15 protein-coding genes are annotated in these 14,607 nt (G+C 35.4%); 5 read left to right on the forward strand and 10 right to left on the reverse strand.

Annotation, left to right across the window (positions count from 1 at the left end; all coding sequences use genetic code 11):
* Window positions 1–16 precede the first annotated feature (16 nt).
* Entirely contained in the window at window positions 17–211 is a 195-nt protein-coding gene (locus ABTV69_RS08475) for a hypothetical protein (RefSeq protein WP_433835393.1), read from the forward strand.
* Window positions 196–522, forward strand: coding sequence for a hypothetical protein (locus ABTV69_RS08480; protein WP_433835395.1), 327 nt, complete (start codon window positions 196–198; stop codon window positions 520–522). Before ABTV69_RS08475 ends, ABTV69_RS08480 begins: the two co-directional genes overlap by 16 nt.
* A gap of 90 nt (window positions 523–612) precedes the next feature.
* Here the strand turns inward: ABTV69_RS08480 and fabD are convergent, their stop codons facing one another.
* Both fabD and ABTV69_RS08490 read right to left on the reverse strand, forming a co-directional pair.
* Window positions 613–1,485 (reverse strand): ACP S-malonyltransferase, encoded by an 873-nt coding sequence (fabD, locus tag ABTV69_RS08485; protein ID WP_433835397.1) that lies wholly within the window; start codon window positions 1,483–1,485, stop codon window positions 613–615.
* 71 nt (window positions 1,486–1,556) lie between these two features.
* Entirely contained in the window at window positions 1,557–1,919 is a 363-nt protein-coding gene (locus tag ABTV69_RS08490) for a DUF983 domain-containing protein (RefSeq protein WP_433835399.1), read from the reverse strand.
* Between the two features lie 173 nt (window positions 1,920–2,092).
* Between ABTV69_RS08490 and ABTV69_RS08495 the strand changes: the two genes are divergently transcribed.
* Window positions 2,093–2,956 carry a helix-turn-helix domain-containing protein gene (locus ABTV69_RS08495; protein WP_433835401.1) on the forward strand — a complete coding sequence of 288 codons (864 nt, stop codon included), beginning with the start codon at window positions 2,093–2,095 and terminating at the stop codon, window positions 2,954–2,956.
* Between the two features lie 222 nt (window positions 2,957–3,178).
* Here ABTV69_RS08495 and ABTV69_RS08500 read toward each other — a convergent pair whose 3' ends face one another.
* The 4 genes from ABTV69_RS08500 to ABTV69_RS08515 form a co-directional block, all read right to left on the reverse strand.
* Complete coding sequence (locus ABTV69_RS08500) at window positions 3,179–3,712, reverse strand: YceI family protein (RefSeq protein WP_433835403.1); 534 nt, start codon at window positions 3,710–3,712, stop codon at window positions 3,179–3,181.
* Between the two features lie 322 nt (window positions 3,713–4,034).
* On the reverse strand, window positions 4,035–4,751 hold the full coding sequence (locus ABTV69_RS08505; RefSeq protein ID WP_433835405.1) for a pirin family protein: 717 nt from the start codon (window positions 4,749–4,751) through the stop codon (window positions 4,035–4,037).
* Between the two features lie 426 nt (window positions 4,752–5,177).
* Window positions 5,178–5,531: a hypothetical protein gene (locus ABTV69_RS08510; protein WP_433835407.1), complete on the reverse strand. Its 354-nt coding sequence runs from the start codon at window positions 5,529–5,531 to the stop codon at window positions 5,178–5,180.
* Window positions 5,532–5,537: 6 nt separating this feature from the next.
* Entirely contained in the window at window positions 5,538–7,019 is a 1,482-nt protein-coding gene (locus ABTV69_RS08515) for a helix-turn-helix domain-containing protein (protein ID WP_433835409.1), read from the reverse strand.
* Between the two features lie 211 nt (window positions 7,020–7,230).
* Between ABTV69_RS08515 and aceB the strand changes: the two genes are divergently transcribed.
* Window positions 7,231–8,832, forward strand: a complete 1,602-nt coding sequence (gene aceB, locus ABTV69_RS08520) for a malate synthase A (RefSeq protein ID WP_433835411.1) — start codon at window positions 7,231–7,233, stop codon at window positions 8,830–8,832.
* A 201-nt stretch (window positions 8,833–9,033) separates the two neighbouring features.
* Entirely contained in the window at window positions 9,034–10,314 is a 1,281-nt protein-coding gene (gene aceA, locus ABTV69_RS08525) for an isocitrate lyase (protein WP_433835413.1), read from the forward strand.
* A gap of 150 nt (window positions 10,315–10,464) precedes the next feature.
* On the opposite strand, the gene ABTV69_RS08530 is transcribed toward aceA, so the two are convergent.
* From ABTV69_RS08530 to ABTV69_RS08545, 4 genes are all read right to left on the reverse strand, one after another.
* Window positions 10,465–11,040: a Crp/Fnr family transcriptional regulator gene (locus ABTV69_RS08530; RefSeq protein WP_073407828.1), complete on the reverse strand. Its 576-nt coding sequence runs from the start codon at window positions 11,038–11,040 to the stop codon at window positions 10,465–10,467.
* Complete coding sequence (locus ABTV69_RS08535; protein ID WP_433835415.1) at window positions 11,040–11,360, reverse strand: DUF6370 family protein; 321 nt, start codon at window positions 11,358–11,360, stop codon at window positions 11,040–11,042. The genes ABTV69_RS08530 and ABTV69_RS08535 overlap by 1 nt, the downstream gene beginning before the upstream one ends.
* 2 nt (window positions 11,361–11,362) lie before the next feature.
* Window positions 11,363–12,523, reverse strand: a complete 1,161-nt coding sequence (gene purT / locus ABTV69_RS08540) for a formate-dependent phosphoribosylglycinamide formyltransferase (protein ID WP_433835417.1) — start codon at window positions 12,521–12,523, stop codon at window positions 11,363–11,365.
* 184 nt (window positions 12,524–12,707) lie between these two features.
* A complete protein-coding gene (locus tag ABTV69_RS08545) occupies window positions 12,708–14,576 on the reverse strand; it encodes a peptidase U32 family protein (protein WP_433835419.1) in 1,869 nt (622 codons plus the stop codon).
* Between the last annotated feature and the right edge of the window lie 31 nt (window positions 14,577–14,607).

Consider the following 14,607-nt stretch of genomic DNA (forward strand, 5'->3'; position numbering starts at 1 on the left):
TAAAAATACAGGAATTATGGGTAAGGATAAAGAAAATAAAAAGATCGATAAGGTCGAAGAACCTGCAACAGAATATGAAATTCAAAAACCAATCCGACAAGGTATAGATCCCGAAACTTTTGATTTTGATGCTGAGTTTGCTAAGGGCTTAACGCCAGAAGAAGCAAAGGCTGAAACGAAAAGAAGAATTAGAGAATGGTGGGGGAAATAAAAGTTGTTTTTACACCATCAGTAATAAGTTATCTTGAAGATTTAGTTTTAATTTTATATAAAAAAAGATATTTTGGTTTTATAGAATCAGCAGATGAATATGTCGATAATATTTATGATGCAGCTTCCGAAAGAATAAAAAAATGTCCTCACAAGAAAACGCCGAGATCACTTAGTTATCTAGTTTCAAATTATATTTTCTATAAAGCTAATTCAAGAACAACTTGGTATATGTTTTTTGAAGAGAGAAATCAAAATTATTTGATTACTGGAATTCTAAATAATTATAATGAAGAAGCGAAAGATTTATAAAACAAAATCCTCACAAACTGATTAAAGTTGATGAGGATTTTTTATACAGTTAACGACTGAAAACTGCGACTGAGACTGAACACTTAAAAATTAAGCGTTAGCAGTAGCCGCTTCTTTATCAATTTTACTGATCAATCCAGTTAAAACTTTTCCAGGACCAACTTCAGTAAATAACGTGGCGCCGTCAGCGATCATTTGTTGAACAGACTGAGTCCATTTTACAGGAGCAGTCAACTGAATGATTAAGTTCTTTTTAATTTCGTTTGCATCAGAAACTGCATTTGCAGTAACGTTTTGGTACACTGGACAAATTGGAGTAGAGAATGTAGTCGCTTCAATTGCAGCAGCTAATTCTTCTCTTGCCGGTTCCATCATTGGCGAGTGAAAAGCACCTCCAACAGGTAAAATTAAAGCACGTTTTGCTCCGGCAGCTTTCATTGCCTCACAAGCTTTTTCAACAGCAGTAGTTTCTCCAGAAATAACCAATTGACCTGGACAGTTGTAATTTGCAGCAACTACAACACCATCGATAGAAGCACAAACTTCTTCCACAACATTATCAGCTAAACCTAAAACCGCAGCCATTGTAGATGGAGTGATTTCGCAAGCTTTTTGCATTGCCAAAGCACGTTGAGAAACCAATTTAAGTCCGTCTTCAAAAGATAAAGTGCCGTTTGCTACTAAAGCAGAGAATTCTCCTAAAGAATGTCCTGCAACCATTTCCGGTTTGAAATCTTCTAAAGTTTTAGCTAAAATAACCGAGTGTAAAAATACAGCTGGCTGCGTTACTTTAGTTTCTTTTAATTCTTCGGCAGTGCCTTCAAACATGATATCTGTAATTCTGAAACCTAAAATTTCATTAGCTTTTTCGAATAATTCTTTGGCTAAAGCCGAATTTTCATAAAGGTCTTTACCCATTCCTGTGAATTGCGCGCCTTGACCCGGAAATACGTATGCTTTCATTTGTCTAATTTGTTTTTTATTTTTTTGAAATTGAAAATTAGCTTCAATTGAAAGGCAAAAATACTACTTTTTTATTTCGAATAATCCTTAAACATGTAAATCCATGCTAATCTGGAAAATCGGAGATTAAAAGAAGTGAGTAAAGTAATCACAACAGCGATAATCGGAATGATTCTCAAATCGAAATTTTTCTCGAAGAAGAACTGTGCAATACAATAGGTCGCAATCCCTTGAGCGACTGTTAGTCCATAGTTTACATACATCGCACCGAAAAAATAACCAGGTTCTTTTTGGAATTTATAATGGCAATGACTACAGTATTCATTCATTTTTGGTAAGCCAAAATTGAAGAAAATATTTTTGTCTGTAAAAACTTTTCCTTTATGACAAATAGGACATTCGTTGCTTAAAATATGAGTTAATGCGCTTGACATGACTTTGTTATTTTTTGTTTGTACAAAGGTAATTCAGAGGTTTATAAAAGTCTTTTTTATATCTTCGCTTATTATAGCACAATAAAGACATTTTTAACTAAAAATTCAAAGTTTAAATTCCAAATTCCAAATCGTCAATAGCTTTCTGGAGTCAAAAAAACAAATATTTATGTATGAAGCGATATCCAATTTATAGTGTTCAGAATTTTAGTTGCAACGATATTCACCGCGATTTTTACGTCAATACTTTTACCGAACATTTAAAAAGTCACAGTTTTGTAGAAGAACCGCACCGTCATGATTCGTATTTGATGGTGTTTTTTACCAAAGGTTCAGGATTGCATGAGGTTGATTTTGACCAATTCGAAATCAAAAGGGGAAGCCTTTTTGTGCTACAGCCGGGACAAATGCACCATTGGAATTTATCTGAAGACATTGAAGGTTTTGTCATTATCTTTTCTCAAGAATTATACAATTTGTATTTCGGACAGAAAAAAATCAATGATTATAATTTTTACCACTCGATTCATAACCGACCAGAAATGGTTTTTGAAGAAAATGAAGTTCCAAAAATCCTTCCTTATTTCGATTTGCTGATTCAGGAAAATAGTCAGAATAATAAATATCAATTAGATAAATTACTGAATCTTTTGGACTGCATTCATATTGAAATTGCTAGAAAATATAGCGAAACCTATTCACATCAAACGCATTCATATAACATCAAAATCAATACATTCGAATTGCTTTTGGAAGAATATTTCAGAACCGAAAAACTGCCGTCATTTTATGCAGAAAAATTAAATATCACACTCAAACATTTAAACAGAATCTGCAACGAAATTCTCCAAAAAACAGCCACAGAAGTAATTACAGATCGCGTTATTCTTGAAATCAAAAGAATGCTGATTGATAAACAACTAGCTGTAAACGAAGTTGCTTTCAAAGTCGGATACGAAGATTACTCATACTTCTCCCGATTCTTCAAAAAACAAACAGGAATGTCACCAACAGAGTTTAGAAATACGGTGCGTTAAGTTTTTGTTTGCTACGAATTGCACGAATTATTTTTTTTGCCACACATTAAAGGATTATTTGGATTAAAAAATCTGTGAAAATCTTTTAATCTGTGGCAAAAAAAAATAGTATTTTGAGAAAAATTAGTGGAAATTCGTATAAGTCGTGGCAACAAAAAAAGCCCTGCGAATAAAACGCAGAGCTTTTAACCAACCAATTAAATCTAATCTTAAACCAAAAGATTAAGCTTGTTTTACGAATTGTAGTTCGATGTTCAATTTTACTTCTTCTCCAACTAAAACTCCACCAGTTTCAAGAGCTGAGTTCCAGTTTAATCCCCAATCTTTACGATTGATTTTTCCTTCTATGCTTAAACCAACTTTAGTATTTCCCCAAGGGTCAGTCAGAATTCCGCTATATTCTACTGGAAAAGTTACTGATTTTGAAACTCCTTTGATGTTTAAATCTCCAGTGATTTCATAGCTTCCTTCATTGATTTTTTTGAAAGAAGAAGCTTTGAAAGTTAATTTTGGATGATTTTCAGCGTCAAAAAAGTCACCACTTCTTAAGTGTCCGTCTCTGTCTGCGTTTGCAGTGTCAACAGAAGCGATATCAGCAGAAAATTCGATAGCTGCATTTTCGAAGTTGTCTCCGTCTGTAGTAATGGTAGCTTCGTAAGTTCCAAATTTTCCTGAAACATTAGTAAACATCATGTGTTTTACTTTAAAACCAATTTCTGAGTGAGTTGGGTCAATTGACCATTTTGTAGTTGCCATAATTTTATTTTTTAAATAATTAATTTGTTTCATTTTGATAGGACAAAGTTACGGTGACAGTAAGCCTAAAGCACTTAACCTAGATTAAGAAATGAATAATCCCAATCGAGATTGTGATGTTTTTTCTCTCGCAGATTTAGCAGATTCAAGAGATTAAAAAGAATAAATCTGCACCATCTGCAAAATCTGCGGGAGACTTTAAACTTTTTCAGGTCTAAAGCCATCTGATTATTCAAGTTACAAAAAAAAGAAACGATAATAATCTGATTTACAGATTTATTATCGTTTCGGCATTCAGGTATTAATTGTTTTTTTGTTTGAATTAATAATTCATAGGAACATCCATTAATAAAAATTCAGCATCTGTATTTGCTACAATGTTTAAAGTATCAGTTCCTGAAATTCCAACCGCATCACGAGAGTTTAATTCCTGACCGTTGATGGTTACATTTCCTTTTAAAACGAAAGCATAAACTCCGTTTCCTTCTTTTTTGATTTTATATTCTGTAGAAATTCCAGCATCAAAATTACCCATGTTGAACCAAGCGTCTTGGTGAATCCAAACTCCTTCATCGTCTGCATTTGGAGATAAAACCTGAGATAATTTATTATGTCTGTCTGCAACATCCAAAGTAATCTGCTGATAACGTGGCGTAACATTTCTTTTATTCGGAAACAACCAAATCTGTAATAATTTAGTCTGCTGATCTGCATTCGGATTAAATTCGCTATGCTGAATTCCAGTTCCTGCACTCATCACCTGAATATCACCATTTTTGATTACTTCAGTATTTCCCATGCTGTCTTTATGAGCCAAATCACCTTCCAACGGAATCGTAATAATTTCCATGTTATCGTGAGGGTGAGTTCCAAATCCCATTCCGGCAGCAATGGTATCATCGTTCAAAACACGAAGCGCTCCAAACTGAATTCTATCTGGATTATACCAGCTTGCAAAACTAAAGCTGTGATAAGCATTTAACCATCCGTGATTTGCGTTTCCTCTTGTTTCTGCTTTATGTAATACTATATTTTCCATGATTTTGTCCTTTTGTTATTTTTATAGTACAAAGGTACAGCCATGGTAAAGGAAAAGCACTTAACCTAGATTAAGAAAAAGATTCTAAGGTTCTGAGATGCTAAGATTCTAAGATTTTCTTTTTAGGTGCAAAGAGACAGAGAGATAAAGGTTCAAAGGTTGTTTCAAACGTTCCGGAGGAATAAAAGATATTGTAGGGATGGATTTTAATCCATTCTTCGCATGCAAAATCGCCAATCTTTGTCATCTCGACGAAGGAGAGATCACACGCGAAATTCCACAAAGTAACCACAATTTTGTCATTCCGACGGAGGAGGAATCTCCGCAAGTAGCTCCTCAAAGTGAATCGCCAATCTTTGTCGAGTTTCTAACGGAGATTCCTCCTCCGTCGAAATGACAAAAAATGCGTGGTAAGAATAAAATAAACTATTTTATCCTAATCAATTTCCCTTTTCCAGTCGTTACATCCAGATAATTAGCATCATTTCTATCATGCATAAAAAACTCAATAGTATCCTTCTGAATTTGATCTTTTGGAATAGTTATTACCAGATCAGTATTTATGAAGTTCTCCAATAGTATTGCATTTCCATAAGAAATCTTTCCTTTTGGCATATACTTGTTGTCAAAAACAAAAACGCTATCCTTAAAAGTAATTTTATCTTTTTGGACATATTGATTTTCGTCTTCGATTAAGTAGCTGTAACGGCCATTAAGTTTGTCTGCTTTCTGATTGAAGTTAATAGAAATCAGCGCTATTATTAAAGTGAAAAATTTCATGCTATTCTAACTATATTGATTCATAAACTGCTGTACAACTGCGTCTGTATTTTCATGGCGTTTCTTTTTCTCCAAGACAACAGGCGGAGCACTTCTTTCTAAACAATCTTGTACCGCACAGGTTTCGCAAGTTACACCTACAATTCGTTTTACCAAAGGTTTTCCGTCAATGAATTTAAATTTCTTTTTCATTGTCGGATTAATTAAAATTCCAACTGAAATACTTCGGATATAATTTTCTGCAAAAGGATCTTTTGTAGCCGATGAAAAAACCAAATATTCATTCCCACTATTAGCATAACTTGAAATTTGCGCATCAAAAAAATGAGGTTTGTTTTGTTTGATGGCTTCGTCAATAGTTTTTACCGAAACCCATCTTCTGCAATAATGTTCATTGGTTTCATTAGCGTGCGGTTCCTGCTGATGCGTGATGTGTAATTCCTTATTGATTTGATAAAAATCAGAGCCAATTTTATGGGACAATCTGAGGAAGAAAAGGTTTTTCAGCTGAAAATCTTTTGGTAATAAATTAGTCAATCGCTGATAAAAAGATTCTGGCGATACCTCAAAACTTTCGATTAAAGTAACAAATTCTTCTGGTTTTGGATTCTCGTTTTCTAAAAAAGCATTGATTTTGTTTACAACTAATTTTCTCGGCAATAATAAAGCTCCCGCAAAATAAGAAGCATAAAAATTATTCAAAACCTGATCAAAATTTTCAAATTTTATCCAGCTGAAAGTCAGCAGACGATCTGAGATTTTTAAATAATTATAAGCTATTTCTTTGGCTAAAATAAAAGCCTTTTGCGGATCATCTAATTCGGTTGAAAGCAGTAAAGTTCTGCTTTTTGGAACATAAATCGAACGCAAATCTTCTAAAGCTTCTTGATCTTTAAAAACGATTTCTTCAATCTTATAATCGTATTCTTCTTTTAAAATCGCTTCCAATTCTTCAATACTGATTTTAGAATCCAGATTAATCTGAAACGACTTCGAAAAAGCGATTACTTTCTCTTCTAAATCTTCAAAATAATTACTGTGCGCTTCCTGATATGAACGCAAAGCGGCAAGGAAAAAACTTTCTCGGCTTAAATTATAATGCTGTGCAATTTCAATAATCGTACTGATAAAAGCATTGACTTTTGCTGGAGCATTCGCTATAATATCGATTAAATCCGCTTCTTGAATTCCGAAAAGCTCTAGCGGAATCTCTTTTAAGATTCCAGATTTTAAGATTTCGCCAATCGGAGCGAGGTTATTATCGAGTTTTAAAGACACCATTTGGTCATAAGTCACGTCCAAATGTTCGCATAAAAGCAAAATTTTATCTGTTTTGGGATATTTTTTCCCCTTTTCAATTTCGTTTAAATACGATTTTGAAAGATTAGTCAGTTTGGCCAAACCAAAAAGTGACAAGTTCTTTTGTGTGCGAACTTGCTTCAGTTTTAGCCCAAAAATCAGCTTTATATAGTCTTTTTCGATATCCATAATGTCAAATATAGAAATTCTAAAAACAATCGCAAAATAAATATTTTTTAAATTTAGCGAACGTTCGCTTGTTTTGTAAAAAACTTTTTTATAACATTGTACTGTAGAAACGAATTAATTATGAGTTAGTTATGATTTGTTTGTTTTGATAAAATGAAATAGGATTAAGAAGAAAAACTTTTTAACCCAATAAAAATTAAAATCTGCAGCTATGAAAAACCAATTAGAGATTACTGAAATGGCTATAGAATTCCTAGCCGACAAAAAGCTTGCTTATCCAAAAATCTGGACTGAAGAAGGGACTGCGTTTATTACCGAATTGCACAAAAAATTCGAATCACAAAGAAAATTACTGCTTTTGCAAAGAGAGCAAAAACAAGTTGCTTTTGATCAGGGCGTCATGCCGGTTTTTACTCCAGAAACAAAAAGCGTCAGAGAAGGCAATTGGACAGCTGGAGAAATTCCGAAAGATTTATTAGACCGAAGAGTGGAGATTACGGGACCTGTTGATCGCAAAATGATTATCAACGCTTTGAATTCGGGAGCCAAAACGTTCATGGCCGATTTTGAAGACAGTACTTCGCCAACTTGGAAAAATCTAATGGACGGGCAAATGAATTTAATCGATGCGGTAAACAAAACCATTACATATACCGATTTGGTAAAACAGAAATCGTATCATTTAAATCAAAAAAATGCAACACTTATTGTACGTCCGAGAGGTTTGCATCTTCCTGAAAAACATGTTTTGATTGAAGGGAATGAAGTTTCAGGATCGTTGGTAGATTTTGGTTTGTACGTTTTTCACAATCATAAAAGACTTTTAGAAAACAATTCTGGGCCGTATTTCTACATTCCGAAATTGGAACATTATCTGGAAGCAAGATGGTGGAACAATGTAATTGATTTTACGGAAGAATATTTGAAACTGAAACGAGGAACGATAAAAGTGACGGTTTTAATTGAAACGATTACGGCAAGTTTTCAATTGGATGAAATCATTTATGAATTAAAAGAACATATCGTTGGCTTGAACTGCGGACGCTGGGATTATATTTTCTCATACATTAAAAAGTTTAGAAAAAATCCAAAATTCATTGTTCCAGATCGCGATCAGGTAAATATGACTTCGCCTTTTATGAATGCGTATTCCAATTTGGTAATTCAAAGATGTCATAAAAGAGGAATTCACGCAATTGGCGGAATGGCAGCTCAAATTCCGATTCGAAATAATGATGAAGCCAATGCAATTGCTTTCGCGAAAGTGAAAACCGATAAAGAACGCGAAGTTCGAAACGGCCACGACGGAACCTGGGTGGCGCATCCAGATTTGGTTCCGTTGGCAAAAGCTGTTTTTGACGAAGGAATGCCAAGTCCGAATCAGATTCATATTAAAAGAGAAAATCGCAGAATAACAGAAGAAGATTTAATTGAACCACCAATTGGATTAATTACAGAAAATGGTGTTCGAAAAAACATCAATGTTGGGGTTCTATATCTAGCTTCATGGTTGAACGGACAAGGAGCAGCGGCCTTGCATAATTTAATGGAAGATGCCGCAACCGCCGAAATTTCGAGATCGCAATTGTGGCAATGGCTTCAAAACAAAGTGGTTTTGGATAACGGCCGAAAATTAGATTTGGCGTATTATCACGAATTGGCTTTGGATGAATTCCAGAAAATCAAAACAGAATTAGGAGAAGAAAAGCACGAAGAACAGCAATTTCCATTAGCCGAAAAGGTATTGGAAAGATTAGTTGTAAATCCAGATTTCGTTGATTTCTTAACGATTCCGTGTTACAAGTATTTATAGTTTTTCAAGAAATTATAAAATAAATCTGCTGAATCTGCTGAATCTGCGAGCTAAAAAAAAATCTCTCGCAGATTACGCAGATCAGGCAGATAAAATGAGTGAAAAGATTTGCGCAGATATTTCACGTTTCAGTAAGAAACTGAACACTAAAAACTGTGAACTGAACACTATTACTTACTAACCAACTTAACTATACTATTTATGAAAACAACAGAAGACAGAATTCAGGAATTGATTAACGATTGGATTACGAACCCGAGATGGAAAGGAGTGGAGCGTCCTTACACTGCGAGTGAAGTTGTGACGCTTCAGGGATCGTATAAAATTGAGCATTCTATTGCTAAAATGGGTGCAGAGAAATTATGGAGAAAGTTAAAAAGTCAGGATTATGTAGCGGGTTTGGGGGCTTTAACAGGGAATCAGGCGATTCAGGAAGTGGATGCCGGTTTAGAAGCAATTTATTTGAGCGGATGGCAGGTTGCTGCTGATGCAAATTTGGCGGGTGAAATGTATCCGGACCAATCGTTGTATCCTGTAAACAGCGTTCCGATGGTGGTAAAAAAGATCAACAATGCTTTATTGCGCGCTGATCAGATTCAGATTGTAAATAAAATTGAAGATAGAAAAGATTATTTAGTGCCAATTGTAGCTGATGCCGAAGCAGGTTTTGGAGGAAACTTAAATGCTTTTGAATTAATGAAATCAATGATTGAGGCTGGAGCTTCAGGAGTTCATTTTGAGGATCAATTAAGTTCTGCTAAAAAATGCGGGCACTTAGGCGGAAAAGTTTTGGTTCCGACACAAGAAGCGATTAATAAATTGATTGCCGCTCGTTTGGCTTCGGATGTTATGGGAGTTCCGACTTTAATCGTTGCCCGAACAGATGCTGATGCGGCTAATTTGCTGACAAGTGATGCTGACCCAAGAGATCGAAAATTCTTAACTGGAGAAAAAACGGCCGAAGGTTTCTTTTATGTAAACAATGGAATCGATCAGGGAATTGCAAGAGGTTTGAGTTACGCTCCATACGCCGATTTGATTTGGATGGAAACCAGCAATCCCGATTTAGATTACGCTAGAAAGTTTGCAAAAGCGATGAAAAAAGAATTTCCAGACAAAATGCTGGCATACAATTGTTCTCCTTCTTTCAACTGGGCTGCAAAATTATCAGTTGCCGAAATGGAAACGTTTAGAGAAGATTTAGCTGCAATGGGATATAGTTTCCAATTCATCACTTTGGCTGGATTTCACGCTTTGAATACGAGTATGTTCGAATTATCTAAAGCGTACAAAGAACGTGGCATGGCTGGATATTCTGAATTGCAGGAAAGAGAATTCGCTCTCCAAAAAACCGGATTCAGAGCTGTAAAACACCAAGCTTTTGTGGGAACTTCTTATTTTGATGCCGTTCAAAACACGGTTATGATAGGAAGATCATCAATAACTGCAATGAAACATTCTACAGAGGTTGAGCAATTTTAATTTTTTAGCCACAGATTACACAGATTAAAAGGATTTTGTCGCGAATTTCGCAAATTTCCACTAATTAAAATTGAATATAAATTCGTGTGAATTAGTGAAATTCGTGGCAACCTTTTATAATCATTTTAATCCTTTAAATCTGTGGCTAAACTATTTCTTCAAAAGGCGAGCTTTCATTTTGCTGAAAAATTCAGGCGTTACACCAATGAAAGATGCAATTTGTTTTTGAGGAACTTTATGAACTAATGTTCCGTATTTTTTAGTGAATTTCTCAAAACGTTCTTCGGCAGGTAAACTTAAATTGTCCATTAATCGCTGCTGATTCGCTACTAATGAATTTTCAATTAAAATTCTGAAAAAACGCTCCAATTTTGGAATTTCAAGATACAATTGCTCTTGGTTTTCTTTGGATAACGAAACTACTTCCGCTTCTTCTAAAACTTCAATAAAAAGCTGTCCTGGTTTTTGCGAAAAAAAGCTGTACATATCACTCATCCACCAGCCTTCGCAGGCAAATGAAAGTACGTGTTCCACAATATTATCGTTGATATTGAAACTTCTTAAAATTCCAGAATTTACGAAGTATGAATGTTTGCAAACTTCGCCAGCATTCAATAAAAGCGTTTTGGCCTTGTAAGTGTTAGTTTCTAATTTAGATAAAAAAAGCGCCTGTTCTTCTGGAGTCAGAGAAACGTGTTTGGCAATGTTTTCAAGAATTAATGCCATTATTTTTTATCGTCAATTAAAGTAAATGAAGTGGCTTTGAATCTGTTGTTTACGATTTCTCCCGTAACTAAAGCTTTGCTGATTGCATTGCAAAAACCTTTTTCAGCATGTGCATCTCCATGATCGTGAATCGTTGTTCCGTCAACAAAATAGCTTTTTCCGTCAATGCGAACAGCTAAATCACAGCTTTTACCTTTCATTCCGAATTGGCATTCCCCGCAAGAAGCTTCTACAACTGTTGGTTTATCAAATTTCTTTTTGCTTTGTGCTTGTACAGCGATTCCAATAAAAAGGAAAGTCGCTAATATTATATTTTTCATAGTTAAGAATTTACAGTTATTAATTTCGCGGTTTCTTTTGCGCGTTCTGTTACTTCGTTGATTGGAGTTGAAAGCGTATCGTGACTTAAAACGACTCCCATTCTTCGGTAAGGTCTTGAAGTCGGTTTTCCAAAAATTCTGAAATCGGTTTTTGGGAGAGCAGCTACTTTTTCAATTCCTGTAAAACTTGGATTTGTTGAATCTTCTGAAGCTAAAATTACAGCACTTGCTCCGGCTTTTTCTAAAGTAATTTCAAAAATAGGAAGACTTAAAATAGCACGTAAATGCAATTCGAATTCGTTGAAATTTTGTGTTCCTGCTAAAGTTACCATTCCCGTGTCATGAGGACGTGGTGAAAGTTCAGAGAAATAAACGCCTTCGTTAGTCAGGAAAAATTCAACACCAAAAAGTCCTGCACCGCCAAGCGCTTCGGTAATTTTTTCGGCCATATCCTGAGCTTCGTACAAATCTTTTTCTGAAACTAAAGCCGGTTGCCAACTTTCTTGATAATCGCCTCTTTCTTGTCTGTGACCAATTGGCGAGCAGAATAATGTCGGATTACCGTTTTGAGTAATCGTTAAAAGTGTAATTTCAGAATGGAAATCTATAAAAGCTTCTACAATAACTTCGATAACATCACCACGCGAACCTGCAACGGCGTATTGCCAAGCTTTCTCGATATCACTTTCAGTTTTGATTGTCGATTGCCCTTTTCCAGAAGAAGACATTAAGGGTTTTACCACACATGGAATGCCAACTTCTTGAACGGCTTTTCGAAGTTCTTCGGCTGATGTTGCGTATTGGTATTTTGCAGTTCGTAACCCAAGTTCTTTTGCTGCTAAATCACGAATTGCTTTACGATTCATGGTAAAGTTGGCCGCTTTCGCTGAAGGAACAACGGTAATGCCTTGTTTTTCGTAATCGTAAAAACGTTCGGTGCGAATGGCTTCTATTTCGGGAACGATAAAATCTGGTTGATGTTTGGCTACGATTCGGTCAAGCGCTTCGCCGTCAAGCATATTAATAACTTCAAAACCATGTGCAACCTGCATTGCCGGTGCATTTTCGTAACTGTCAACTGCGATTATAGTTTGTCCGATTCGTTGTGCAGCGATGACAAATTCTTTGCCTAATTCGCCTGAACCTAGGAGTAATATTTTCATTTTGGAGTGTTGTATTGTTGGAGAAGTAAAAGTAGGGAAAATGTATTTAACCGCAAAGTTCGCAAAGATTTACGCGAAGAACGCTAAGTTTTGTTTTGAAGTAAAATAAAAAAGGTTCGCAAAGATTTATTAAACCTTTGCGAACCTTGCGTAAATCTTTGCGAACTTTGCGGTTAAGTCATAATTAATGAAAATGATCTTCTTCAATTTCAAATTCGGCATCTTTTTCCCAGATTTCCATTTCGCAAGGTTTGCAGTTGAATTTTAATTTGTATTCTAATTCGCCCTGTTTTAAAACCAAAGGTTCTTTTACCTTAACACCAACAATATCTTTTTGGTGAATCGGACATTTTTTTAATTCGTATTTGATGCAATATTTCGTTGTCATTACACGAGATTTTCCTGGATCCCATTGTAATTCGAATGCTTTTTCGATTTCAGTAACACCGTGGCGTTCGTAGAATTTACGAGCGGTTTTGTTCGAAACGTTGTACATGAAATCCAGTTTCGTTTCCGGATAAGGATGTGACGTTTTTACTAATTGGTGTTCTTCACGAACGTAATTTGCCAGACGAATTTCTGATAATTGTTCGAAAACATTTCTTCTCATTTCGTTGATTTTTGAAATAGGAAGGAACCAGTTTTGAGAGAACATTACATTAATTTCATCGGCGCTATAAGGCGTAAAACCTGTTTTTGCCAATTGAACTTTAATGTTTTCTTCGATTGATTCGCCAGTTTTAGTAGGCTCTTTTGAGTGTTCTAATTTTACTGTACTTACGTTTCCATCTTCGTCGGTTGCTATTAATTCGAAACCATTTTCGTTTTCGGTAAGCAATAAAGTCGTTCCGATTTTACGGATTGCACTATCTTCTCTTTCAACAATTTTGATGAAAGCTGTATCGTTGTTACGGTAAATGAAAGTTCCGTCTTTGATTTCTTTTAGAACGTTTGGATATACTTTTCCGTTTTCAGCTTTGTTTACGTAAATTCCGTCGGCTTCGTTGTTTTCGTTGATGAAACAAAGTCCGTCACCGTTGTTTAGCAATTCGCCGTTTTCGATTTCGTAAGCATCTCCGATTGTACGGATCAATTTACCGATATATTGCCCCTTAGATTTTGGGCTTTCCCAAGAGCCAATACTAGCGTGTCTTTCGTTTACGAAATAATCCGTATAACCACGGTTGAAAGTTCTGTCTAAAGTAGAATCGAAAGTATAAGTACATTTTCCAGAAGAGGCTTTGATGTATTTATCGCTTCCTTCTAAATAGCTGTCTAATTTTTGACGTAAATAAGAAACGTTGTTTTTAACGTAAGCCACATCTTTAAGACGTCCTTCAATTTTGAAAGAAACGATTCCCGCTTCGATCAAATTCGGAATTTGATCTGAAACGTCTAAATCTTTAATCGAAAGCAAGTGACTGTTTCTGATTAAAGTATCTCCGTTTCCGTCGATTAAGTTGTATGGTAAACGACAGTTTTGAGCACAAGAACCACGGTTTGCGCTACGTTCTCCGTTTGCCACACTCATATAACAGTTTCCGCTGAAAGATACACATAATGCTCCAGTTACGAAGAATTCCAGTTCAACATCAGCTTCGTCGTAGATGGTTTTAATTTGATGCAAGTTTAATTCACGGGCTAAAACCACACGTTTAATTCCGGCATCTTTTAAGAATTTAATTTTATCTGCATCACGGTTATTGGCTTGCGTGCTGGCATGAAGTACTATAGGAGGCAAGTCCATTTCCATAATTGCCATATCCTGAATGATCAAGGCATCGACACCAATATCGTATAATTCCCATATCATGGCACGACACGTTTCTAATTCGTTGTCGTATAAAATGGTATTCATTACCACAAAAACCTGAGCATTAAATAAATGCGCATATTTTACTAATGCAGCTACATCTTCAATAGAGTTGTTGGCATTAGAACGTGCACCAAATTGTGGCGCACCGATATATACTGCATCTGCACCGCTGTTAATAGCTGCCATTCCGCCGATTAAATCTCTTGCTGGAGCTAATATTTCTATTTTCTTCTTCATTTCTAAAACTTTAGCCTTTTGTGGTATTCAC

It is taken from the genome of Flavobacterium anhuiense (assembly GCF_050990855.1).
GTDB classification, from domain to species: domain Bacteria; phylum Bacteroidota; class Bacteroidia; order Flavobacteriales; family Flavobacteriaceae; genus Flavobacterium; species Flavobacterium anhuiense_C.

Coding starts and splice junctions, on each gene's coding strand:
- ABTV69_RS08475 (WP_433835393.1), top strand. CDS start 17: ATGGGTAAGGATAAAGAAAATAAAAAGATCGATAAGGTCGAAGAACCT.
- ABTV69_RS08480 (WP_433835395.1), top strand. CDS start 196: ATGGTGGGGGAAATAAAAGTTGTTTTTACACCATCAGTAATAAGTTAT.
- fabD (WP_433835397.1), bottom strand. CDS start 1,485: ATGAAAGCATACGTATTTCCGGGTCAAGGCGCGCAATTCACAGGAATG.
- ABTV69_RS08490 (WP_433835399.1), bottom strand. CDS start 1,919: ATGTCAAGCGCATTAACTCATATTTTAAGCAACGAATGTCCTATTTGT.
- ABTV69_RS08495 (WP_433835401.1), top strand. CDS start 2,093: ATGAAGCGATATCCAATTTATAGTGTTCAGAATTTTAGTTGCAACGAT.
- ABTV69_RS08500 (WP_433835403.1), bottom strand. CDS start 3,712: ATGGCAACTACAAAATGGTCAATTGACCCAACTCACTCAGAAATTGGT.
- ABTV69_RS08505 (WP_433835405.1), bottom strand. CDS start 4,751: ATGGAAAATATAGTATTACATAAAGCAGAAACAAGAGGAAACGCAAAT.
- ABTV69_RS08510 (WP_433835407.1), bottom strand. CDS start 5,531: ATGAAATTTTTCACTTTAATAATAGCGCTGATTTCTATTAACTTCAAT.
- ABTV69_RS08515 (WP_433835409.1), bottom strand. CDS start 7,019: ATGGATATCGAAAAAGACTATATAAAGCTGATTTTTGGGCTAAAACTG.
- aceB (WP_433835411.1), top strand. CDS start 7,231: ATGAAAAACCAATTAGAGATTACTGAAATGGCTATAGAATTCCTAGCC.
- aceA (WP_433835413.1), top strand. CDS start 9,034: ATGAAAACAACAGAAGACAGAATTCAGGAATTGATTAACGATTGGATT.
- ABTV69_RS08530 (WP_073407828.1), bottom strand. CDS start 11,040: ATGGCATTAATTCTTGAAAACATTGCCAAACACGTTTCTCTGACTCCA.
- ABTV69_RS08535 (WP_433835415.1), bottom strand. CDS start 11,360: ATGAAAAATATAATATTAGCGACTTTCCTTTTTATTGGAATCGCTGTA.
- purT (WP_433835417.1), bottom strand. CDS start 12,523: ATGAAAATATTACTCCTAGGTTCAGGCGAATTAGGCAAAGAATTTGTC.
- ABTV69_RS08545 (WP_433835419.1), bottom strand. CDS start 14,576: ATGAAGAAGAAAATAGAAATATTAGCTCCAGCAAGAGATTTAATCGGC.